We start from the raw sequence: 21419 nt of genomic DNA, 5'->3' as shown, positions 1-21419 counted from the left end.
CTTCTTTGATCCCACTCCATTCCATCATGACGATCAAGCTCAAACCAATCGCTTCCCTCGCCTGCGCGCTCGCGCTGTCACTCGGCGCCGCGTCGGCCGCGCAAGCGGCCGATGCTCACGCGATCAGCATCAAGGACGCGTGGGTGCGCTGGCTGCCGAACAACCTGCCCGCGGCCGGCTATGCGACGCTCGTCAACGCGAGCGACAAGCCGATCGATCTCGTCGATGTGTCGAGCGACGACTACGGCGACGCGATGCTGCATCAAACCGTATCGAACGGTTCGACGCAGAAGATGGTGATGGTCGACAAGCTGACGGTGCCCGCGCATGGCCAGGTCGCGATCGCGCCGGGCGGCTATCACGTGATGCTCGAGGACGCGAAGCACAAGGTCGCGCCGGGCGACACCGTGCGTCTGACGCTGAAGTTCTCCGACGGCGAAACAGTGAGCGCGCCGTTCGCGGTCAAGTCGCCGGGCCAGACCAAGTAAGCGGCACGACGGGCCGCCGCCACCACACGCGCCATCGCCATGAACCTGCTCTACTGGCTCGATCCCTGGGAGTTTTCGCCGACCGTCGTGATCGCGTTGCTGATCCCCGCGATCCTGTTCGTGCGCGGCGCGCGCAAGGCGCGGCTGTCGTTCGCGCGGCGTCTGTCATTCTGGTTCGGGCTGGTCGCGCTGTATGTCGTGCTGCATACGCGGCTCGATTATTTCTTCGAGCATGAATTCTTCATGCATCGCTTGCAGCATCTGGTGCTGCATCATCTCGGGCCGTTCTTCATTGCGCTGTCGTATCCGGGCGCGGCGTTGCGCGCGGGAATTCCGTTGCGCTGGCGACAGCGCTTCGTGCGGCCCGCGCTGCAAACACCGCTCGTGCGCACGGCGCTCGACGTCGTCATGCACCCGGTCGTCGCGGTCACGCTATTCGTCGGGCTGATCTATTTCTGGCTGCTGTCGCCGGTCCATTTCGTCGCGATGCTCGACTGGCGGCTCTATCGCGTCATGAACTGGAGCATGGCGATCGACGGCCTGCTGTTCTGGTGGCTCGTACTCGATCCGCGTCCGGCGCCGCCCGCGCGTCTGTCTCCGGGCAAGCGCGTGCTCGTCGTGATCGCGGCGATTCCGCCGCAGATCGTTCTCGGCGCATTCATCTTTTTTACGACGCACGAGTTGTATCCGATCTACTCGATCTGCGGCCGCGCGTTCACGTGGCTGAGCCCGATGCGCGATCAGCAGATCGGCGGCCTCCTGCTATGGATTCCGGGTTCGATGATGAGCGTGGTCGGCGCGCTGATCGCGCTGCGTCACTGGATGCGGCTGTCGTCTCGCGGACGCCTGCGCGCCGAGCGGCATGCAAAAGCGGCGCGCGGGCTCACGCATGCGGCGTCGACGACCACGAACGTGCCCCGCTGACCCGTTCGCGTTCACAGCGCGCGCATCCACACATGCGGGATGCCGTCTTCGTCGTGAATCTCCGAGACCGGCTCGAAGCCGAACGCACCGTAAAAGCCTTGCAGATGCGCCTGCGCGTGCAGACGGATCGGCGTATCGGGCCACTGCGCACGGATTTGCGCGAGCGAGCGTTCGAGCATCGCATTGCCGAGACCGATGCCGCGAAACGGCGCGGTCGTCAACACCCGGCCGATGCGCACATCGGCATCCGCCGCAACGGGCAACAACACGCGCAGATAGCCGGCCAACGGCGGCAACGCCGCACCGTCGCCGGTGCCATACGCAAGCAGATGCCAGGCTTCGACGTCGAGCCCATCGATATCGCCATACACGCAGTTCTGTTCGACGACGAACACCGCGCTGCGGGCGGCCAGCATCTCATAGACTTCGACGCTCGTGAGGTTCCCGAACGGCTTCCAGCGCCATTCGAGCTGGGCGAGCCGCGCGGCGGCGGGGTGTTGCGGTTCAGTCATCGGTAGCTTTCAGGGTCAATGCGCGACAGCGCGGGCAACGATCCGCAATTATGCCGCGCGCCTCGTCATCGAGCATGCGCAGGCCTGGCATCCGGGCGGTCGACACGGCTGTCTTCAGTCGCGAAAGCCGCGCACGCGTTCAGAACACCGCTTGCACGGGTCGCGCGAGACAGTCGGGGAGATTGCCGGGGCCGCATAGATGCAGCGCGCCGACGACCACCAGCGTGCGCTCGCGAACGTCCAGCAACTCGCTCAGCCGCGCGGCCCACGCGCGATTGCGCACGTCGAGAATCGCCTGACGGATGCCGGCCAGATTGAACATCGGCGCTTCGACGGCGATTTGCTGTATCGCGTGCAGATCGCCCTCCAGCCACGCCGCGTGCATCCGTTCGAGCGTGCGCTGCGGTTCGCCGCGGTCGGCCATCAGCATGTCGAGCGCCGCGGCAATGGCTTCGAGCGGAATCGATTCGAGCGCGACTGCGACGTCCCGCGCGGACTCGAGATAGCGATACGGCTTCGCCTGCGCGAGCGCCGAGCGCAACATGCGCGGCTCGACACCCTCGACGACCTGCTGCAGCAGCGCCGGCGCGACGATCAGCGCGGCCCACGGACGCAGTGTTTCAAGCGGCGCGAGCAGGCCATCGGTCGGCCACAGCGCCCGCAGTTGCGTCCAGGCTTCGTCGCGCATCAGAGGGGCCGCAGTTGCGCGGCGTCGGGGTGTGCGTCGGCTTTGAGAAACGGCAGGATCGTTGCTGGGTCGGACTCGAATACGAGCGCGTCGGCCCAGTCATAGGCTTCGGCGACCCATGGCGGCGTTCGACGGCTCGTCGCGGGAAACAGATGCATCGAGCCGAGCAGGCGGACCTGAGTGCCGGTGAGTTGGAAATACATGCGGCTTCAATGAAAACGGGCGATGACGATGGTGCCATTCTATCGCCCGGCCTGGATGAGGCGCGCCGGCGTGCGTTGCCCTTCCCGTGCGCGCGCCGGAGACGCCGTTGAGCGGAATGCGCTGCCCCAATGAATGCGGGAACGCATCAAACGCCTGAACCCGATTATTGCCCGCTCTTTTTAAACGACTCGAGTTCGGTCGTATAGCGCTCGTTTCTCACGCCATTGCTGCCGTAATACTCTTCCACCGATTTCACCCAACGGCCGACTTTCGACACATACCAAAACGCTTTATACGTGCGTCCCGTCGCCTGAACAGGACCGAGTTTCTGCGCATGCGTGATCATCGCGGTGTCGCCCTGCTCGACCTGGCTGGCTTGCGTGACCGTCTGCCGCGGCTCGAGTTGCGCGTCCCAGTCGCCTTCGGCTTCGACCTTGATCGCCTGGAATTTGCCGGCGGGCACTTCGACGGTTTCCGTTCCGACCACCCGATACTGCGAGTTCCACTTCTGCGAAGCGAATACCCGGTTCGGATGCTGCCCGGCGTATTCGACCGTCCAGCTCTTACCCGGCGACAACGGAAACGCGAACGGCCGGCTCACGACTGTATCGGTGCCGTTCACGCTGCGCTCGCGGCTCCAGTCCGCTCCGGCGATCACTTCGCGTGGCGCCTGCGTCGAACCCGAGATCTTCGATTCGAAATAGATGTGCGATGGCGTCGCCCGCAGCACCGTCACCTGCTCGTGCGTCTGGTTTCAGCCCGATGGCCCTCTCTCGCTCGTCGATGTATATGTCCAGGTGTCCCCGGGTTTGACGTTGGGCGCCGGCGCCGATTGCGCAAGCGCCGACAACGGCCAAGCGAGGCTCAATAGCAGCGCGGCGGTTCTTATTTTTTCATAGGTCGAATATTGGTTTTATGTGCAACGAATAAGCAGCCGCGAATATCCGGGCGAATACTCGACGATGCACTTTAAAAAGCAAAGAGCCGGTGAGCACTTCCCGAATTGCTGGACGAACGACGGCCAGCACATCGAGTTTGAGCGATGCGCAGAAGAACTATGGGAGCTTTGCACTGACGTCTAACGGTGGACTGCATTATGTCGATGGCAGCCTTTCGCTCAGTGCGAATTCGGCGGGCGGGCTATCGGTCGGCTCGAGTAGCACGTTTTTCACCATCGACTCCAGCATCGCTCAAAGCCCCTCCACGGGCACTGAGTCGCTGATCGCCGGGACGGCTTCGCTCTCGTCGGCGCTCAAGCTCCCCAAGTTGACCAATGGACGCCAGATCGTCAATGGCGCTGTGTATGTCGGCGCAGTTCCCGCGCAGGCGCGGGTCAGCTACGTGGGACCCAACGTGCAGGAAGACTATCTGGCGGCGGACGGTAGTACCGTGATCCGCACCTTGCTCGGCACCAGCTACACCGTCGTTTCGCTGAGCGGTCTGATATCCGCGACGCCGTCCGAACTCTTCACGAATAGCGCGTTGCTCGGCAACGGTATCGACGCTGGAAGGTTTCTTTCCCTACGCCAGCACGACGGATGACAAGACCTATCAGCTTTCCGATGGCCAGATCGTCACGTTGCAGGGCGTTCGCGCATGGGTGGCCAACAGCGTGCTCGGGGTAGCACGACCGACTATCGCGTGTATTACCAGAACAACGGCCGCATCTACGCGGGTTACATGATCAGGAGCGGCACAACGATGCAGATAGCACACCGCTCGGAGGCGGTACGCCGCAAGAGCACTACTGCTTCCTGAACACCGCTGCCGTGCAGTCAATCAAATCCGCGCTCAATTTCTGATCGATTCGGAGGAACGTCTGCGGCACGCAGTCGGATCGACCGCTCCGCTCACCTTGATGACGACGATCGACAAGGCTGGCGAAGAGAGGAACAGAAAAACAAAAGCCCCGACAAGTCGGGGCTTTCGCTTTACATCAAAGACTGGAGGCGCGAGCCGGAGTCGAACCGGCCTAAACGGCTTTGCAGGCCGCTGCATAACCGCTTTGCTATCGCGCCACAAGCGGACTGGAACCTGGACACGGGTTCGCAGATTTATCTGGTGATAACCAGAAGAACCGAAGCTCTGGAAGTTCAGAACGAGCGGCCTTCCAAACAAAAAGGGAAGCGCTGCTTCCCCTGATGTATGGAGCGGGAGACGAGGCTCGAACTCGCGACCTCAACCTTGGCAAGGTTGCGCTCTACCAACTGAGCTACTCCCGCATTGAACTGCTTCACCGCGCTGCCTTTTTTACTTCGCCAAACAACGCGATGCTTCGAATACTGGAGCGGGAAACGAGGCTCGAACTCGCGACCTCAACCTTGGCAAGGTTGCGCTCTACCAACTGAGCTATTCCCGCGTTGTGCTGCATTTACTGCGTCTCCGGTGTTTCGCGTTGCGTGCATCGGAGAAACGAGATTATGGATAATCGACTGAAACGTGTCAACCCCTTTGCCCGTCTGTGTTAAAGAAAATATTTCTCTCGTAGTAGTGCGGGGTTCGAACACACTTTTGCGCCCCCGTGCTCTTCTATTCACACCGTCACGCAATGCCGCCGCGCTCGCGAATCTGCGGCCACGCGAGCTTCATGTAGTACAGCATCGACCAGATCGTCAGGAACGCAGCCAGATAGATCAGCCACAGGCCCCACACGCGCGTGTCGACCGTCACGCCGCCACCGAGCGGCAGCGGGCCATAGAACAGCAGCATCGGAATCGCGACCATCTGGCAAGCGGTCTTGAACTTGCCGAGCGAGTTCACCGCGACGCTCTTCGACGCCCCGATCTGCGCCATCCATTCGCGCAGGGCCGAGATCGCGATTTCACGTCCGACGATCACGAGCGCGATCGCGGAATCGATCCGCGTGAGTTGCACGAGCACGAGCAGCGCCGCGGTCACCATCAGCTTGTCGGCGACCGGATCGAGAAACGCGCCGAATGCCGAGGTCTGATTCCATTTGCGGGCCAGAAAGCCGTCGAACCAGTCGGTGAGCGCCGCCAGGATGAAGATCGTCGCGGCCGCGAGATTGCGGTGCGCGGGGCTCATCATCATGTCGGGCAAATAGAACACACCGACGACGAGCGGAATCAGCACGATCCGCAGCCAGGTCAGGAATATCGGGAAATTAAACGGCATGGGGCAGGCGCAGCGTCTGACGAGTGAGTTGCAATTGTGCCGTGTCACAGGGCCTGCCACAAGCAAGCGCGCCCAGGCATGGCCGCGCGGGGGCGGCAAGCGAGCCGCCCCCGGCGCGTGGTTCGCAGCCAGCGCATCCGCAGCGCGACGCCGCGGGTCCGACGAACCGTCGTTCCGATCACAGCCCAGCGCGGCCCGCCAATTCAATGCAGTTGCCGGTAGATCTGCTCGGCGAGCGCCTGCGAAATGCCTTCGACGCTCGCGAGATCCTCGACGCTCGCGGCCACCACGCCGCGCAAGCCGCCAAAGCGCGCCAGCAGGCGCTGACGCCGCTTCGCCCCTACGCCTTCGAGTTCTTCGAGCCGCGAGGTCTGGCGCGTCTTGCCGCGTTTAGCGCGCATGCCAGTGATCGCGAAACGATGCGCTTCGTCGCGGATCTGCGCGACCAGCATCAGCGCGGCGCTTTCCTTGCCGAGTTCGAGCGGCGTGCGGCCGTCCGCGAAAATCAGCGTCTCGAGACCGACCTTGCGCCCCTCGCCCTTTGCGACGCCGACGAGCATGCCAGTATCGAGCCCCAACTCCGTGAACACCTGCCGCGCGATCTCCACCTGCCCCTTGCCGCCGTCGATCAGCACGATGGTCGGCAGCACGCCGCCGACCGCGGCCGGCTCGGCGGCATCGGCGGCGAGCGCGGGATCGGCGGCCGCGTCACTTTGCGATTCGGCGGCTTCGTCGCTCGCATTCGCGGCGGCCTGCGCGACCATCTTTTCGTAGCGGCGCGTGAGCACCTGGCGCATCGCCGCGTAATCGTCACCGGGCGTGATGCCGGCGATGTTGTAGCGGCGATACTCGGACGACTGCATCTTGTGGTGGTGAAAGACGACGCAGGACGCCTGCGTCGCCTCGCCCATCGTGTGACTGATGTCGAAGCATTCGATGCGCAGATGCGCGAGGTCGTCGCACTCCATGCCGAGCGTGTCGGTCAACGCGCGCGTGCGCGCCTGCTGCGAGCCCTGCTCGGAGAGCAGGCGCGCGAGCGCGAGCCGCGCGTTCTGCTCGGCCATCGCGAGCCACGCGCGCCGCTGTCCTTGCGGTTGACGCAGTACGGTCACCTTGTGGCCCGCCTGCTCGATCAGCACGTCGACGAGTTCGCGCGCCGGCGCGTGGCTGACCACCAGCACCGGCGGCACGCGATTGCCGAGGTAATGCTGCGCGATGAACGCTTCGAGCACTTCGGATTCGATGCCGCCTGGCGCGCGGCCGTTGCGGCGCTTCGCCGCGGGGCCGGACCCTGCGTTCCCGTCGGTGCCTTCGTCCGCGCCTTCGTCGCTGACGGCGTCCGGAGTCGCTTCGGCAGCCTCGTCGATCGCGTCTTCTTCACTACCATCGACGTCCTCGTCTTCCGACGGCATGTCCTGAGCGATCGCGAGCGCATCGGCCGAGGCGCTCGCCGCCGCGGCCGATGGCGCGACCGCTCGTGCATCCGCCGATGCATCGTCCTGATCGCCGTCTTCTTCGAGCCCGCCTTCCGCCGCCGTCAACGCGCTCTCCACGTGCGTGGGAAAGTACGCCTTGTCGCCGAGATGTCGTCCGCCGCGCACCATCGCGAGATTCACGCACACGCGGCCGCCCAGCGCGACTACCGCGAGAATGTCGACGTCGCTGTCGCTGCCGACTTCGATTGCCTGCTGATGCAGCACCGTCGACAGCGAACTCATCTGGTTGCGCACCGCCGCGGCCTGCTCGAACTTCAACTCGCTCGCGAACGCATGCATCTTCTGCTCGAGCTCCTTCATCACCTCGCCCTGACGGCCGAGCAGAAAGCGCGACGCGTTGGCGACGTCGCGCGCGTAATCCTCCTCGCTGATGTTCGCGACGCACGGCGCCGTGCAACGGCCGATCTGATGCAGCAGACACGGCCGCGTGCGGTTGTTGAACACCGAGTCTTCGCAGGTGCGCAGCTGGAACACGCGCTGCAGGATCTGGATGCTCTCGCGCACCGCCCACGCGCTCGGGAACGGGCCGAAGTACTGGTTCTTGCGATCGACCGAGCCGCGGTAATAGGCCATGCGCGGAAACTTGTGGCCGGTCAGCTTCAGATAGGGATACGACTTGTCGTCGCGAAACAGGATGTTGTAACGCGGCGTGAGCGCCTTGATCAGATTGTTTTCGAGCAGCAGCGCCTCGGCCTCGGAACGCGTGACCGTGGTCTCGATGCGCGCGATGCGCGTGACCATCATCGCGATACGCGGCGACAGCTGTGTCTTCGTGAAGTAGCTCGATACGCGCTTCTTCAGATCGCGCGCCTTGCCGACGTAGAGCACCGCGCCACTCGTGTCGTAATAGCGGTAGACGCCGGGCAGATGCGGCAGTTGGGCGAGCACTGTTTTCGGCTCGAAGGTGTCGGGGGCGTCGCTGGCTTCGGGTTCGGTCATGCGGGATCGATTGGGGTGGGACTGTCTCGCGCTGCCTCGCCGCTTGCACCGGTTGCACTGATTGCACTGATTGCACTGATTGCACTGATTGCACCGATTGCACCGATTGCACCGCCGGGTGCCCGGCATCGTGCGCCGGGGGTCATGTCGCGTGTCGCCGATGCGGCCCGCATGGCGGACAAAGGGCGCGCGCGATCGCGAGCGAGGCTTTAGAATCGCCAGTTTAGAACATTACGCGTTCGTTCGAACCCGCTCCGTTCGCCGGAGTCACCGAGCCAGCCGAGCCGCCATGTCCTCCGTCGCGCCCGATTCCGGATCACCCGCCGCCCCTGCCAACCCGATCGCCTGCGATATCTTCTGCGCGGTGATCGACAACTTCGGCGACATCGGCGTGTGCTGGCGCCTTGCGCGCCAACTCGCGCGCGAGCACGGCTGGCAGGTGCGCGTGTTCGTCGACGATCTGCATGCGTTCAGGAGGCTGTGCCCGTCGCTCGAGCTGGAGCGTGCGCGGCAGACGCTCGACGGCATCGTCGTCGAGCATTGGCACGAGCCGTCCCACGCTGGCGATACGCTCGAAGTCGCCGACGTCGTGATCGAGGCGTTCGCCTGCGAACTGCCGCCCGTCTATATCGCGGCGATGGTAGAGCGAGCGTGCGTGCCGCTCTGGTTCAACCTCGAATATCTGAGCGCCGAGGACTGGATCGCCGATTTTCATCTGCGGCCATCACCGCATCCGCGCTACGCACTCAGCAAGACCTTCTTTTTCCCCGGACTCGGCCCCGGCACCGGTGGCGTCCTGAAGGAGCGCGATCTCGACGCGGCGCGCGCCGCGTTCGAAGCGTCGCCCGCCGCGCGCTCCGACTGGTGGCGCAACGTCACGGGCCACGCGCCGCCGCCCGCCGACGCGACGGTCGTGTCGCTGTTCGCCTACGAAAACCCCGCCGTCGACAGCCTGCTCGAACAATGGCGCGACAACGCAAGCCCGATCGTGCTGCTGGTGCCCGAAGGACGCATTTCCGGCGCGCTGGCGCGCTTTTTCGGCCTACCGTCGTTTGCAGCGGGCACCCATGCGACGCTCGGCAACCTCAGCGCGCACGCGCTCGCGTTCACCGAACAGCCTGGCTACGACGCACTGCTATGGGCAAGCGACGTCAATTTCGTACGCGGCGAGGACTCGTTCGTGCGCGCGCAGTGGGCCGCCAAGCCGTTCGTCTGGCACATCTACCCGCAGGCCGACGACGCCCATCTGCCAAAGCTCGACGCCGCACTTGCGCACTACACCCGCACGCTCCCAACTGACGCGCGCGCCGCGCTCGAGCGCTTCTGGCACGCGTGGAACGGCGCTGGTCAGCCGGACTGGGCGGAATTCCAGCGCCACTATCCGGCCCTGAAACGGCGCGCCGCGGGCTGGGCGGTCGAACTCGCGCAAGTCGGCGATCTCGCCGGAAATCTGACCTCGTTCGCAAAAACTCAGTTAAAATAAGCGGTTATCCAACGGCCGACGACGCAAGCGCGGCCCGATTAGACCAACTACCCCATGGTCAGCCCGTCTGACCGGTCCCCTCGAAAAACACAGCACGCGTCCCAATCTTCCGGTCGGGCACGCGAATGTCAAAAAAGGGACGTATGTTTGGGCGTGTTGCAGATCGGCGCCACTCGTGTACACGCCCGAACAGGGTAAAAATCAGGTAACGGACAGGTGGAACGCCGAGGCATCACGCCCCCGGGTTTTCGCCGCGAGCCGATCCCGTTTCACGCATGCGGGCTGCGCGGCCGCTTCACGCGGCGCGCGGCAGGCGGTGGGCGAAACGCCGAAGCCGCTTGCGCCGTATGCCGTTGAGCAACAGTGAAGCTATTTATCTCGTACAGGACAGTTTTATGAAGACCGCACAGGAACTCCGCACCGGCAACGTCGTGATGATCGGCGCAGACGCAATGGTCGTGCAAAAGGCCGAATACAACAAATCGGGCCGTAACTCCGCCGTCGTCAAGATGAAGTTCAAGAACCTGCTGACCGGCGCAGGCATGGAAACCGTGTACAAGGCGGACGACAAGTTCGACGTCGTCGTGCTCGAGCGCAAGGAAGTGACGTACTCGTACTTCGCCGACCCGATGTACGTGTTCATGGACGCCGACTACAACCAGTACGAAGTCGAAGCCGAAATGATGGGCGACGCGATGCACTACCTCGAAGACGGCATGGCTTGCGAAGTCGTGTTCTACAACGAGAAGGCGATCTCGGTCGAACTGCCGACCACGCTGGTTCGCGAAATCATCTACACGGAACCGGCCGTCAAGGGCGATACGTCGTCGGGCAAGGTGCTGAAGAACGCCAAGCTGAACACCGGCTTCGAACTGCAAGTGCCGCTCTTCTGCAACATCGGCGACAAGATCGAAATCGACACCCGTACGCACGAATACCGCAGCCGAGCCTAAGCGCCCGCCCGCGTCACCCCGCCAGCGCCGGCGCCCTGCCGGCCTGCACAAAAAGCGCTCAATTTTTTGGGCGCTTTTTCTTTTCTGTCGCGCCGTGTATGGTTTAGGAAAACTTTACCGGCAAATTTCTCAAAATTACCATCGCGACATCCGGATTTCGCGTTGCGCGCGCGGCAAGGCCTTGATCGATTTCATCCACACCCTTTGGCACGATCTCTGCTAGGTGGAGAGAGTTACGCGAGTACGCTCATTTTCCACTCCTGGAGAGGCACCATGAACAACGACATCGCTGAAGGTAAATGGAGACAGATGATCGGCAAGGCGAAGACCGCATGGGGCGAACTGACGGACGACGAGTTGACCAAGGCCGAAGGCCGGGCCGACAAGCTCGCTGGTCTGATTCAGGAACGCTATGGCAAAACCCGTGAACAGGCGGAACTCGAAGTGCGCCGGTTTTTCGATAGCAACCGGGATTTCTGACAGGACCAGTGAAGGAACTACAGGCGCCGGCCCGCGCGACTCAAGGCGCAGTGCCGGCGGCTGTCGTTTTTTCACCGCCCAGGGACCGTTGGTTTAGCCCTGTCATCGAGCCCCCAGAGTCCGCGGTGCGCGCCATCAGCGTTGGCGGCGCACCGGGCATTCAACCCATTCATAAAATTGCGCTCGCCATGCCACACGCCCTGATTGTTGAAGACGATCCCAATAGCTTGTCCGGTCTGTCGGCAATCCTCGCCGCCGACGGCTTTTCAGTCGACACCGCGACCACGCTCGCCGAGGCCCGCGGCGCATTGACGCGCTTCATCCCCGACGTCGTGCTCGTCGACCTGAATCTGCCGGACGGCAGCGGCCTCGATCTGTTGCAGCATCTGCCCGCGCATCCGCCGGGCGGCGCGCTTCCGGTGATCGTGATGACCGGCAATGCGACCGTCGAGAGTGCGATCGAGGGCTTGCGGCACGGTATCTGGGACTATCTGCTGAAGCCGGTCAACATTCCGCGCCTGCGCAGCCTGCTCGCGCGCATTCCGCGGCCTTATGAGCTGACCGAGGAGGTCCAGGCGCTGCGCGCGGCGCTGCGTCAGCTTGGGCGCTTCGGCGCGATGCTCGGTCGCAGCGGCGCCATTCAGCACGTGTACGACACGATCGAGCGTCTCGCGCCGACAGAAGCCGCGGTGCTGATCTCCGGCGAGGCTGGCACCGGCAAGCAGATCGCCGCGCGCACGCTGCACGACATGAGCCGCCGCCGCAAAGGCCCGTTCGTCACGTTCGATTGCCGCGGCGCGACCGCGGGCGGGCTCAATCGCTCGCTCGACAGCATGCTGCTCGGTCACGAACGCGGAGCGTTCGGCGGCGCCGAGCAGCGCGAGCCGGGCCTCTTCGAACAGGCGAGCGGCGGCACGTTGTTCATCAACGAAATCACCGAGCTGCCGCGCACGCAGCAGGAAGCGCTGTTGCGCGCGCTCGATTCGCAGACCTTCATGCGCGTGGGCGGTACCAGCCAGATCGTGACCGACTTCCGGCTCATCGCGTCGACGCGCAAGCCGCCGCGCGCGGCGGTCGCGGACGGCTCGCTGCATCAGGACCTCGCGCTGCGCCTCGAAGCCGCCGCGGTCATGCTGCCACCGCTGCGCGAGCGTGGTGAAGATCCGCTGCTGATCGCGCAGGCAGCCGTCGACGAACTGAATGTGGAAGCGACCGCGCGCGGTACGGCCGAGGTCGCGAAGCAGGCGGCGCCGAATTTCCTGCGCGAATGCCTCGCGTATGACTGGCCGGGCAACGTGCGCGAACTGCAGGAGCGCGTGCGGCGCGCTTATCAGGCATCGGGCGACGTGATCGAGTCGTTGCGCGCCGACGAAGCCAGCACGGCGAACGGCCGCGATCTGAACGGCAGTCGCGTGCAGGTGACCGTCGGTACGCCCCTCGCGGACGTCGAAGAAATGCTGATCCGCGCGACGCTCGACGCGGTCGGCGGCACGCGGCATCGAGCGGCGTCGTTACTCGGAATCAGCCCGAAGACGCTGTACAACAAGTTGCAGCGCATGCGCTTGAACTGAGCGATCGGATCGCGCGTGCTGCGGTTGTCAAGCAAGCTTGACGGCGGCTCGCACCGTTCGAAGCTGATAAAAAATGGCGCCTTGAATTGCTTCAAGGCGCCATTTCCGTTTATGCAAACGTACTGCGCAGCAGCCTCTGCGCTTCGGCGTACCGTGGCTCGGCCATCAGCTTGCTCCACCTGAGCGCTTTACCGCGCGGCCGCATGCGCTTCAGCCGCCGCTGCGATTCCCTCGCCGGCGTGACGCGCAGCGCGTCGAGCACCTTCCCCGCTTCGTCCGGCTGGTTGCAGATCAGCACCATGTCGCAGCCGGCCTCCAGGGCCGCTTGCGCACCTTCGGTCAGCGTGCCGCCCTGGCGCGCGGCTTCCATCGACAGATCGTCGCTGAAGATCGCGCCTTCGAAGCCAAGCTTGCCGCGCAGGATGTCCTGCAACCAGATGCGCGAGAAGCCGGCCGGCTTCGCATCGACGCGCGGATAGACGACGTGCGCGGGCAGCACCGCGCCAAGCGACAGACCGAGCCAGTCGTACGGCGCGACGTCGTTGCCGAGGATTTCCTCGATCGGGCGTTCGTCGACGGGCATCGCGACGTGCGAATCTGCCTGCGCGAATCCGTGCCCTGGAAAATGCTTGCCGCAATTGCTCATGCCGGCGAGCGCGAGGCCGTGGTTCAAACTCTTCGCGAGCAGCGCGACCACGCGCGCATCGCGATGGAACGCGCGATCGCCGATCACCTGCGAGTGTCCATAGTCGAGGTCGAGCACCGGCGTGAAGCTCATGTCGATACCGCACGCGCGCAGTTCCGCGGCGAGGATATAGCCGACCGCGGTCGTCACCTTGGTCGCGTGCAGCACGTCCTGGTCCCACAGCGCGCCGAGCTTACCCATCGACGGCAGCACCGTGAAGCCGTCGGTGCGAAAGCGCTGCACGCGGCCGCCTTCGTGATCGACGGCGATCAGCAGATCCGGGCGAATCGCGCGGATGGCATCGGTCAGCCCGACCAGTTGCGCGCGGCTCTCGTAGTGGCGCGCGAACAGGATCACGCCGCCGGTCATCGGGTGAGCGAGACGCCTTTTGTCATCGCGGTTCAACGTTTTGCCGACCACGTCGAGCATCACCGGTCCGGGTGTGGTTTTCATCGAATTCCGCGGGAAAACTGTGAGACAACACAAACGCGACCGCCAGTGGCCGCGCTCAACCTTTTCATTCTGTGGCGGAACGGGCGGACGAAGCCCGCGACGCCGACGCCGCCAACGAACCTTCCGTATCGCCCGGCCGCTGCGTCTCCGCGATCACGAACGACACCGCGTAGTCGCGCTCGTCGCTGATCGTCACGCGCGCCGTGATGCCGCGCGCGTCGAGCCAGTCGGCCAGCTCGCCAGAGGCGACCACCATCGGCTCGCCGCTCGGCCGGTTCAGCGTTTGCAGCGCGCGCCAGCTCATCGGCCAGTGCATGCCGAGGCCGATCGCCTTCGAGAACGCCTCTTTCGCCGAGAAGCGCGTCGCGAGAAACGCGAGACCGCGCGCCGCCGAACGGGCGTGGCGCGCGTGGTACACGCGTAGTTCGTCGGGACCGAGCACCTTCTCCGCGAAACGGCCATTGGTGCGAGTCATCACCGCTGCTACGCGGCTGACCTGAACGATGTCGGTGCCGATTCCGTAGATTGCCATGCGTGCGTCCGTCGCCAGGTTGCGTTACGCGCGCGCGCCGAGACGCGCGGCGACCATGATCGCCTTCATCTCGCGCACCGCGTTGTCCCAGCCCGCGAAGATCGCATGCGCGACGATCGCATGACCGATGTTGAGTTCGACGATGCCGTCGATCGCCGCGATTTGCTGCACGTTCGTGTAGTGCAGGCCGTGGCCCGCGTTCACTTTGAGGCCGAGCGTCGCGCCGAATTCGACTGCTCGCACGATGCGCTCGTATTCGCGCTGCTGTTCCGCGGGATCATGAGCTTCCGCGTAACGGCCTGTGTGCAGCTCGATCACCGGCGCGCCGGCTTCGTGCGCGGCGCGAATCTGCGTCTCCTCGGGGTCGATGAAGAGCGACACGCGCGAGTTCGCGTCCGCCAGTTGCTTGCATGCGGCGCGCACCGCCTCGAACTGTCCGGCGACGTCGAGACCGCCTTCGGTCGTCAGCTCCTCGCGCTTTTCCGGCACGAGGCAGACGTCGTGCGGTTGCACTTCGCACGCGATGTCGAGCATTTCCGGCGTGACCGCGCATTCGAGATTCATGCGCGTTTTTAGCAGCGGACGCAGCTTGTGTACGTCGGCGTCGACGATATGCCGGCGGTCTTCGCGTAGATGCAGCGTGATCGCGTCGGCGCCGGCTTCTTCGGCCATCAGCGCGGCGCGGATCGGATCGGGATAGGACGTGCCACGCGCGTTGCGCAGCGTGGCGACATGGTCGATGTTCACGCCGAGGTCGATCGCGGTCGGCGAAGTCAGGAAGAAGCTCATAGGTTCTGCAGGTCGATCAGGATCTGGCGGGTAGCAAGCGGCGCGCCGCCAAGATAGGTGTTGAGCAGGAAGCGCATCAGCGTTTTGCTTTGCGCGACGGTCTGCGCTCGATGGTAATCGTCCTTTTCCATATCGAGCAAGGTTTGTCCCGACACTACCGGCCACTGCGCGGGCCATTCGTCCGATGCCTCGCGTACCCCACGCTCGGGATCGAACACGTAGCGGCCGTCGGCGAGCACCGCTTTGCGTGCGACCGTGCGGTCGAGCGCCATCGCGTAACCGGTCTCGCGTAGCAGCACGCGTTCGAACGAGCGCAGCACCTGCACCGGCGGCTCATCGTGCGCGAGCCGCGTCAGCGTGACGACGTAGTGATGGAACAACTGAGGATGCGGGTCCTCGCGCGCGCAGAAGCGCACCAGCAGTTCGTTGACGTAGAAACCGCACAGCAACGCGTCGCCGGTCAGCGGCAGCATGCCGCCGACCCATTCGGCGCCGGTCAGCGTGCGCATTTCGGACTTGCCCGACCACGCGAGCGACAGCGGCTGGAACGTTTGCAGCACGCCGCGCAGCGCGGAGTGCGGGCGCTTCGCGCCCTTTGCGACCAGCGCGAGACGGCCGTGATCGCGCGACAGCACGTCGATGATCAGGCTGGTCTCGCGATACGGATAGCTATGCAGCACGAACGCGGGCTGCTCGGTGATCCGATATTCGGATGTGGAGGTGCGCGGCGCGCGGCGCGCCGGCGTTTTGCGTGGCTCGCCATCGTCGGCGGGTGCGCTTTTCGCGCTTTTTGGGCTTTTTGCGTCGGCCGACGATTTCCTCGCGCTACGCGCGGGCCGAGACGGTTCGTGCTCCGGCTGATCCGAAGCCTCGTCTGAATTGAGCGTCATCCACGCGTCATTCGTACCCATACGCACGAAGCCCGGCTTCATTGTCGGCCCAGCCGCTCTTCACCTTGACGAAGGTTTCGAGGTACACCGGCCCGTCGAACAGCTTTGCCATGTCGAGGCGAGCCTCGGTGCTGATCTGCTTCAGCTTCGCGCCCTTCTGGCCGATGATCATCGCCTTGTGCATGTCGCGATCGACGAGGATCGTCGCGAAGATACGGCGCAGCCGCCCTTCGGTTTCGAACTTCTCGATCAGCACGGTGCTCGTGTACGGCAGCTCGTCGCCGGTCCAGCGAAAGACTTTCTCGCGCAGGATTTCGGCGGCAAGAAAGCGCTCGCTGCGATCGGTCAGGTCGTCCTCGCCGTAGATCGGCTCGCCTTCCGGCAGGAACGGCTTGACGGTGGCCATCAGACGTTTGATGTCGTCGGAATTTTTCGCCGACAGCGGCACGATCTCGTTGAACTCGCGCAGCGTGCTCATCTGCTGCATGAACGGGAACAGCGAGTCTTTATCCGACACGCGATCGAGCTTGTTCGCGATCAGCAGCGTCGGGACCTTCGCCGGGATCAGGTCGAGTACCTTCTGGTCGTCAGGGCCGAAGCGGCCTGCTTCGATGACGAACAGGATCGCGTCGACCGAGGTCAGCGTCGACGTAACGGCGCGGTTCAGCGAGCGGTTCAGGGCGCCGCTGTGTTTGGTCTGAAAACCGGGCGTGTCGACGAAGATGTACTGGGCGTCTTCGAGCGTATTGATGCCGGTAATGCGATGGCGCGTGGTCTGCGCCTTGCGCGACGTGATGCTGACTTTCTGGCCGACCAGCGCGTTCATCAGCGTGGACTTGCCGACATTCGGGCGGCCGACGATCGCGACCATGCCGCAGCGAAAACCAGTGGGAGTGGGAGCGTTCATATTCGGACTACGGCAGGTTCAGTTCGGCGCGCGCGACGCGCACGCCGATGGCAATCAATGGCCCGCATCGGCGACGCGCGTTTGCACCGCGTCGGCGACGCCGGGTTCGTGTTCGGCAGGTGCCGGGGGCACCGAGACAACCGACGCGGGCGCGGCGGTCACGCTGGACGCAGCAGTCCCCGGCGCGGCTTCGCGGCTGCGCAGACGGTCTGTGCCGCGAGCGTGTGACGGCGTGTCGGCTTTGAGGTCGGGGGTTTTGTCCGCTGCGGGTTTTTCGGCCGGCTTGTCGACAGGTTTCTCGCCCGCGTGGATCGAAACCTTGTCGGCCCTCTCCGTCTTTTCGGACTTTTCGGCGCGCTCCGGCTTGTCCTGTCCGCTGTACTCCACATGCGCGGCACGAATTACAGCCAACGGCGCACCGGCGGGACCCGGCGCGGCACGCTCGGCCGCCGGTCTTTCAGCGGCTGATTTTTCCACGGAAGGTTTGTCGGCGTGCGCTTCCAGCGCGACAGGCGCGCGCCCTTCACCGCGCGCGCTCTTGCGATCCGGTGTGCGCAAATCCAGTGCGGCCTGTACGCCGGTCACGCCCGGCACGATTTCCTGCTCGGCATTTTTCGCGGCGCGGGCGCCCTTCGAGCGCTTCGGCTTCGCGACCACGGCAGGCGCCGCGGCCATCACTTCGTCGAGCGCCTTCTTTGCGGCCGCCTGCTCCGCCGCGCGACGGCTCGCGCCGGAGCCAGACACCTTGACGTCCAGCTTCGGCACCGTACATTCCACTTCGAACTGCTGATTGTGCGCCGCACCATGCGTGGCGACGACCGTATAAGTAGGCAACGCAATCTTGTGGCCTTGCAGATACTCCTGCAGCAGCGTCTTCGCGTCCTTGCCAAGCGTGCGCGGGTCGATATGGTCGAGAATCGCTACGTAAAGGCGCTTGATGACCGTCTGCGCAGCCTCGAATCCGCCGTCCAGAAATATCGCACCGAGCACCGCCTCGAGTGTATCCGCGAGGATCGACGGGCGGCGGAAGCCGCCGCTGCGCAACTCGCCCTCGCCGAGGCGCAGGCCCTCCGAAATATTGAGTGCCTGAGCAATCTCGTAGAGGGACTGCTGTTTGACCAGATTGGCGCGCACGCGAGACAGGTCGCCTTCGTCGAGTTTGCCGAAACGTTGGAACAAAAGCGCAGCCACCGCGCAATTCAGAACGGAGTCGCCGAGAAATTCGAGCCGTTCGTTATGCGTGGAGCTATGACTGCGGTGTGTTAGAGCCTGGCGCAGCAATTCCGCATTGCGAAATTCGTAGCGCAAACGGCTTTCCAACGGAGATAGGGGCATGGGCAGAGTATAACGCGGGCGCCTGACCCGGCGGAAACACGGGGCGCCAGCGGAAAAAGCGTGGTGAACCGACGTTACCGCGAGTTCTTAAAGTAGCATGACAACACGCCGCGACCGAGATAACCGGGTGCCGGTTATTCGCGCGGCGTGTGAGAAGCGCTCATGAAGCGATCGATGCATGCGACTCACTGGAAAGGGCCGATGCGCCGCAGATCGCTGAAGTTCATCCAGATGAAAAATGCGCGGCCGACGATATTGCGTTCAGGCGCAAAACCCCAGTACCGGCTATCCGCGCTGTTGTCGCGGTTATCGCCCATCATGAACAAATTGCCCGGCGGCACTTTGCAGATCACGCCACGCGCGTTGTACTGGCAGTTGTCGCGATACGGATAATCTTCCGCACCGACGATGAACGGCGGCACCGCCGGATTATTCAGAATCGCGTTCTTGCGGCCGTCGATATCTTCCTCGAACTGCTTCGCATAACCGAGACGCTCTTCGTCGAGATAATCGGGCAACGGCGTTTCAGGCACCGGCTTGCCGTTGATCGTGAGTTTCTTGTCCTGATACTCGATCACGTCGCCGGGCAGACCAATGACGCGCTTGATGTAGTCGACCGATTCGTCTTTAGGATAACGGAACACCACCACGTCGCCGCGATGGACCGGACTGCCCTGCGTGATCCTCGTGTTGGTAATCGGCAAACGTAGACCATATTCGAATTTATTGACGAGGATGAAGTCGCCCACCAGCAGCGTCGGCACCATGGAGCCCGATGGGATCTTGAACGGCTCGATCACGAACGAGCGCACGGCGAACACCACAAGAATCACCGGAAAAAAGCTCGCCGTATATTCGAGCCACCACGGCTGACGCAGCTTGTCGTCGCGCAGACGCGCGCGCGTTTGCGCGGCGTTTTCATCGGCGAAGCGCTCGCCGATGCGTGCCTGCTGACGATCGAATTCGGCGACTGCGGCTTCCGCCTCGCGGCGCCGTTTCGGCAGGAAAACCAGTTTGTCCGCGACCCATGCGACACCCGTCAAAACGACGAGCACAAAAAGAATCAGCGCAAAATTCATAGGGTTCCGTTATTCAACTTATTTGTCTTCGACACGCAGAATAGCGAGGAAAGCCTCTTGCGGGATTTCAACCGAGCCCACCTGCTTCATTCGCTTCTTGCCTGCCTTCTGCTTTTCAAGCAGCTTCTTCTTACGCGTGATATCACCGCCGTAGCATTTTGCCAGCACGTTCTTACGCAACGCTTTAATGTTTTCGCGCGCAATAATGTTCGAACCGATCGTGGCTTGAACCGCTACGTCGTACATCTGACGCGGAATCAGCTCGCGCATTTTCGCCGCCACTTCGCGGCCGCGGTACTGGCTTTGCGACCGGTGCACGATAACCGACAGCGCATCGACCTTGTCGCCGTTGATCAGCATGTCGACCTTCACGACGTCCGACGCGCGGTATTCCTTGAACTCGTAATCCATCGACGCATAACCGCGCGAAATCGACTTCAAACGGTCGAAGAAATCGAGCACGACTTCACCCATCGGAATTTCGTACGTAAGCTGAACCTGACGACCGTGATACTGCATGTTGATCTGGTTGCCGCGCTTCTGCGTACATAACGTGATCACCGCGCCGACGTAGTCTTGCGGCATGTACAGGTTCACGGTGACGATCGGCTCGCGCACTTCCTCGATCTTCGACGGCTCCGGCATCTTGGCCGGATTCTCGACCATCAGGGTCGTGCCGTCGCGCTGCAGGACTTCGTAGACCACGGTCGGCGCCGTCGTGATCAGGTCCATGTCGAACTCACGTTCGAGACGTTCCTGCACGATTTCCATGTGCAACAAACCAAGGAAGCCGCAGCGGAAACCGAAACCGAGCGCCTGCGACACTTCCGGTTCGTACTGCAGCGACGCGTCGTTCAGCTTCAGCTTTTCGAGCGAATCGCGCAGCGCGTCGTACTGATTCGCTTCGACCGGATACAGACCCGCGAACACCTGCGGCTTCACTTCCTTGAAACCCGGCAGCGGCACGGCCGCCGGCTGGTTCACGAGCGTAACCGTGTCGCCGACCTTCGCCGCCGCGAGTTCCTTGATGCCGGCGATGATGAAGCCCACCTGCCCCGCCGACAGTGATTCGAGATCTTTCGACTTCGGCGTGAACACGCCGATATGTTCAACCGGATACTGCGCGCCGGTTGCCATCAGCCGGATCTTGTCCTTCGGACGCAGCGTGCCGTTGACGATGCGCACCAGCATCACGACGCCGACGTAGTTGTCGAACCACGAGTCGATGATGAGAGCCTGCAGCGGCGCTTGCGGATCGCCCTTCGGCGGCGGCACTTTCGCGATCAGCGCTTCGAGCACGTCTTCGACGCCGAGGCCCGTTTTCGCGCTGCAATGCGTCGCGTCGGTCGCGTCGATGCCGATCACGTCCTCGATCTCGGCGATCGCGTTTTCGGGGTTCGCCGCCGGCAGATCGATCTTGTTCAACACCGGCACCACTTCGACGCCGAGTTCGATGGCCGTGTAGCAATTGGCGACGGTTTGCGCCTCCACACCCTGGCTCGCGTCGACGACGAGCAGCGCGCCTTCGCACGCGGACAGCGAGCGGCTGACTTCGTACGAGAAGTCGACGTGCCCCGGGGTGTCGATCATGTTCAGGTTGTAGAGCTGCCCATCGCGCGCGCGATACGACAACGCGGCGGTTTGCGCCTTGATGGTAATGCCGCGCTCGCGCTCGAGATCCATCGAGTCGAGCACCTGAGCTTCCATCTCGCGGTCGGACAAACCGCCGCAAATCTGGATGATGCGATCGGCGAGCGTCGACTTGCCATGGTCGATGTGCGCGATGATCGAGAAGTTACGAATATGATCCATTCAGTGCCGATCAAGCGAAAAGGCGCGCCCCGGACAATAGCGGAGCACGCCTTGTAAGTAGGTG

21 protein-coding genes, 3 tRNA genes and 1 pseudogene are annotated in these 21419 nt (G+C 63.5%); 9 read left to right on the top strand and 16 right to left on the bottom strand.

Features of this window, described 5'->3' with window-relative positions; all coding sequences use genetic code 11:
- The first annotated feature begins 26 nt into the window (after positions 1-26).
- Both OKW39_RS17610 and OKW39_RS17605 read left to right on the top strand, forming a co-directional pair.
- Positions 27-488 (top strand): copper chaperone PCu(A)C, encoded by a 462-nt coding sequence (locus OKW39_RS17610; RefSeq protein ID WP_090801139.1) that lies wholly within the window; start codon positions 27-29, stop codon positions 486-488.
- 39 nt (positions 489-527) lie between these two features.
- The gene (locus tag OKW39_RS17605; protein ID WP_090801140.1) at positions 528-1412 is read left to right on the top strand and encodes a cytochrome c oxidase assembly protein; all 885 of its coding nucleotides are present in this window, start codon (positions 528-530) and stop codon (positions 1410-1412) included.
- 11 nt (positions 1413-1423) lie between these two features.
- On the opposite strand, the gene OKW39_RS17600 is transcribed toward OKW39_RS17605, so the two are convergent.
- From OKW39_RS17600 to OKW39_RS17590, 3 genes and pseudogenes are all read right to left on the bottom strand, one after another.
- On the bottom strand, positions 1424-1924 hold the full coding sequence (locus tag OKW39_RS17600) for a GNAT family N-acetyltransferase (protein ID WP_429563124.1): 501 nt from the start codon (positions 1922-1924) through the stop codon (positions 1424-1426).
- A 139-nt stretch (positions 1925-2063) separates the two neighbouring features.
- Positions 2064-2815 (bottom strand): annotated as a pseudogene (locus OKW39_RS17595) (TraB/GumN family protein).
- Positions 2816-2979: 164 nt separating this feature from the next.
- The gene (locus tag OKW39_RS17590; RefSeq protein WP_429563123.1) at positions 2980-3552 is read right to left on the bottom strand and encodes a hypothetical protein; all 573 of its coding nucleotides are present in this window, start codon (positions 3550-3552) and stop codon (positions 2980-2982) included.
- A 251-nt stretch (positions 3553-3803) separates the two neighbouring features.
- Here OKW39_RS17590 and OKW39_RS17585 point away from each other — a divergent pair, with 251 nt between their 5' ends.
- The gene (locus tag OKW39_RS17585; RefSeq protein ID WP_429563122.1) at positions 3804-4358 is read left to right on the top strand and encodes a hypothetical protein; all 555 of its coding nucleotides are present in this window, start codon (positions 3804-3806) and stop codon (positions 4356-4358) included.
- Positions 4359-4412: 54 nt separating this feature from the next.
- Positions 4413-4574, top strand: a complete 162-nt coding sequence (locus tag OKW39_RS17580; protein ID WP_429563121.1) for a hypothetical protein — start codon at positions 4413-4415, stop codon at positions 4572-4574.
- A gap of 186 nt (positions 4575-4760) precedes the next feature.
- Here OKW39_RS17580 and OKW39_RS17575 read toward each other — a convergent pair.
- The 5 genes from OKW39_RS17575 to uvrC all read right to left on the bottom strand — a co-directional run bounded on the left by OKW39_RS17575 (position 4761) and on the right by uvrC (position 8386).
- Positions 4761-4834 (bottom strand) — tRNA-Cys (locus tag OKW39_RS17575).
- Between the two features lie 128 nt (positions 4835-4962).
- A tRNA-Gly gene (locus tag OKW39_RS17570) sits at positions 4963-5038 on the bottom strand.
- A gap of 61 nt (positions 5039-5099) precedes the next feature.
- A tRNA-Gly gene (locus OKW39_RS17565) sits at positions 5100-5175 on the bottom strand.
- Positions 5176-5357: 182 nt separating this feature from the next.
- Entirely contained in the window at positions 5358-5951 is a 594-nt protein-coding gene (pgsA, locus tag OKW39_RS17560; RefSeq protein WP_062127799.1) for a CDP-diacylglycerol--glycerol-3-phosphate 3-phosphatidyltransferase, read from the bottom strand.
- A 203-nt stretch (positions 5952-6154) separates the two neighbouring features.
- The gene (uvrC, locus tag OKW39_RS17555) at positions 6155-8386 is read right to left on the bottom strand and encodes an excinuclease ABC subunit UvrC (protein WP_429563120.1); all 2232 of its coding nucleotides are present in this window, start codon (positions 8384-8386) and stop codon (positions 6155-6157) included.
- A gap of 289 nt (positions 8387-8675) precedes the next feature.
- On the opposite strand from uvrC, the gene earP reads away from it, so the two are divergent.
- The 5 genes from earP to OKW39_RS17530 all read left to right on the top strand — a co-directional run bounded on the left by earP (position 8676) and on the right by OKW39_RS17530 (position 12873).
- Positions 8676-9869 carry an elongation factor P maturation arginine rhamnosyltransferase EarP gene (earP, locus tag OKW39_RS17550; protein ID WP_429563119.1) on the top strand — a complete coding sequence of 398 codons (1194 nt, stop codon included), beginning with the start codon at positions 8676-8678 and terminating at the stop codon, positions 9867-9869.
- A gap of 175 nt (positions 9870-10044) precedes the next feature.
- Entirely contained in the window at positions 10045-10236 is a 192-nt protein-coding gene (locus tag OKW39_RS17545) for a hypothetical protein (RefSeq protein ID WP_429563118.1), read from the top strand.
- A 28-nt stretch (positions 10237-10264) separates the two neighbouring features.
- A complete protein-coding gene (gene efp / locus OKW39_RS17540) occupies positions 10265-10822 on the top strand; it encodes an elongation factor P (RefSeq protein ID WP_008919334.1) in 558 nt (185 codons plus the stop codon).
- Positions 10823-11095: 273 nt separating this feature from the next.
- The gene (locus OKW39_RS17535) at positions 11096-11302 is read left to right on the top strand and encodes a CsbD family protein (protein WP_090801149.1); all 207 of its coding nucleotides are present in this window, start codon (positions 11096-11098) and stop codon (positions 11300-11302) included.
- 188 nt (positions 11303-11490) lie between these two features.
- Positions 11491-12873 (top strand): sigma-54-dependent transcriptional regulator, encoded by a 1383-nt coding sequence (locus OKW39_RS17530; RefSeq protein WP_429363343.1) that lies wholly within the window; start codon positions 11491-11493, stop codon positions 12871-12873.
- A 109-nt stretch (positions 12874-12982) separates the two neighbouring features.
- On the opposite strand, the gene nagZ is transcribed toward OKW39_RS17530, so the two are convergent.
- From nagZ to lepA, 8 genes are all read right to left on the bottom strand, one after another.
- Positions 12983-14011 (bottom strand): beta-N-acetylhexosaminidase, encoded by a 1029-nt coding sequence (nagZ, locus tag OKW39_RS17525; RefSeq protein WP_429335071.1) that lies wholly within the window; start codon positions 14009-14011, stop codon positions 12983-12985.
- Positions 14012-14075: 64 nt separating this feature from the next.
- Positions 14076-14543 carry a holo-ACP synthase gene (gene acpS / locus OKW39_RS17520; protein ID WP_187612368.1) on the bottom strand — a complete coding sequence of 156 codons (468 nt, stop codon included), beginning with the start codon at positions 14541-14543 and terminating at the stop codon, positions 14076-14078.
- Between the two features lie 24 nt (positions 14544-14567).
- On the bottom strand, positions 14568-15332 hold the full coding sequence (pdxJ, locus tag OKW39_RS17515; protein ID WP_429335072.1) for a pyridoxine 5'-phosphate synthase: 765 nt from the start codon (positions 15330-15332) through the stop codon (positions 14568-14570).
- Entirely contained in the window at positions 15329-16243 is a 915-nt protein-coding gene (gene recO / locus OKW39_RS17510; RefSeq protein ID WP_429563117.1) for a DNA repair protein RecO, read from the bottom strand. Before recO ends, pdxJ begins: the two co-directional genes overlap by 4 nt.
- Positions 16230-17129: a GTPase Era gene (gene era / locus OKW39_RS17505; protein ID WP_026225953.1), complete on the bottom strand. Its 900-nt coding sequence runs from the start codon at positions 17127-17129 to the stop codon at positions 16230-16232. The genes recO and era overlap by 14 nt, the downstream gene beginning before the upstream one ends.
- Positions 17130-17183: 54 nt before the next feature.
- Positions 17184-18464 carry a ribonuclease III gene (rnc, locus tag OKW39_RS17500; RefSeq protein WP_429335073.1) on the bottom strand — a complete coding sequence of 427 codons (1281 nt, stop codon included), beginning with the start codon at positions 18462-18464 and terminating at the stop codon, positions 17184-17186.
- A 185-nt stretch (positions 18465-18649) separates the two neighbouring features.
- Positions 18650-19543: a signal peptidase I gene (lepB, locus tag OKW39_RS17495; protein ID WP_090801160.1), complete on the bottom strand. Its 894-nt coding sequence runs from the start codon at positions 19541-19543 to the stop codon at positions 18650-18652.
- Between the two features lie 18 nt (positions 19544-19561).
- Positions 19562-21355 carry a translation elongation factor 4 gene (gene lepA, locus OKW39_RS17490; RefSeq protein WP_090801163.1) on the bottom strand — a complete coding sequence of 598 codons (1794 nt, stop codon included), beginning with the start codon at positions 21353-21355 and terminating at the stop codon, positions 19562-19564.
- Positions 21356-21419 lie beyond the last annotated feature (64 nt).

It is taken from the genome of Paraburkholderia sp. MM6662-R1 (genome assembly GCF_050436245.1).
Classification (GTDB): Bacteria; Pseudomonadota; Gammaproteobacteria; order Burkholderiales; family Burkholderiaceae; genus Paraburkholderia; species Paraburkholderia tuberum.
This window is presented reverse-complemented; position numbering and strand designations above follow the sequence as displayed.

What these genes read in the sequence shown, in the direction of transcription:
- pgsA (WP_062127799.1), bottom strand. Translation starts at nt 5,951, where the DNA reads ATGCCGTTTAATTTCCCGATATTCCTGACCTGGCTGCGGATCGTGCTG.
- OKW39_RS17600 (WP_429563124.1), bottom strand. Translation starts at nt 1,924, where the DNA reads ATGACTGAACCGCAACACCCCGCCGCCGCGCGGCTCGCCCAGCTCGAA.
- nagZ (WP_429335071.1), bottom strand. Translation starts at nt 14,011, where the DNA reads ATGAAAACCACACCCGGACCGGTGATGCTCGACGTGGTCGGCAAAACG.
- pdxJ (WP_429335072.1), bottom strand. Translation starts at nt 15,332, where the DNA reads ATGAGCTTCTTCCTGACTTCGCCGACCGCGATCGACCTCGGCGTGAAC.
- earP (WP_429563119.1), top strand. Translation starts at nt 8,676, where the DNA reads ATGTCCTCCGTCGCGCCCGATTCCGGATCACCCGCCGCCCCTGCCAAC.
- rnc (WP_429335073.1), bottom strand. Translation starts at nt 18,464, where the DNA reads ATGCCCCTATCTCCGTTGGAAAGCCGTTTGCGCTACGAATTTCGCAAT.
- lepB (WP_090801160.1), bottom strand. Translation starts at nt 19,543, where the DNA reads ATGAATTTTGCGCTGATTCTTTTTGTGCTCGTCGTTTTGACGGGTGTC.
- efp (WP_008919334.1), top strand. Translation starts at nt 10,265, where the DNA reads ATGAAGACCGCACAGGAACTCCGCACCGGCAACGTCGTGATGATCGGC.
- uvrC (WP_429563120.1), bottom strand. Translation starts at nt 8,386, where the DNA reads ATGACCGAACCCGAAGCCAGCGACGCCCCCGACACCTTCGAGCCGAAA.
- era (WP_026225953.1), bottom strand. Translation starts at nt 17,129, where the DNA reads ATGAACGCTCCCACTCCCACTGGTTTTCGCTGCGGCATGGTCGCGATC.
- acpS (WP_187612368.1), bottom strand. Translation starts at nt 14,543, where the DNA reads ATGGCAATCTACGGAATCGGCACCGACATCGTTCAGGTCAGCCGCGTA.
- recO (WP_429563117.1), bottom strand. Translation starts at nt 16,243, where the DNA reads ATGGGTACGAATGACGCGTGGATGACGCTCAATTCAGACGAGGCTTCG.
- lepA (WP_090801163.1), bottom strand. Translation starts at nt 21,355, where the DNA reads ATGGATCATATTCGTAACTTCTCGATCATCGCGCACATCGACCATGGC.
- OKW39_RS17610 (WP_090801139.1), top strand. Translation starts at nt 27, where the DNA reads ATGACGATCAAGCTCAAACCAATCGCTTCCCTCGCCTGCGCGCTCGCG.
- OKW39_RS17580 (WP_429563121.1), top strand. Translation starts at nt 4,413, where the DNA reads ATGGGTGGCCAACAGCGTGCTCGGGGTAGCACGACCGACTATCGCGTG.
- OKW39_RS17530 (WP_429363343.1), top strand. Translation starts at nt 11,491, where the DNA reads ATGCCACACGCCCTGATTGTTGAAGACGATCCCAATAGCTTGTCCGGT.
- OKW39_RS17605 (WP_090801140.1), top strand. Translation starts at nt 528, where the DNA reads ATGAACCTGCTCTACTGGCTCGATCCCTGGGAGTTTTCGCCGACCGTC.
- OKW39_RS17535 (WP_090801149.1), top strand. Translation starts at nt 11,096, where the DNA reads ATGAACAACGACATCGCTGAAGGTAAATGGAGACAGATGATCGGCAAG.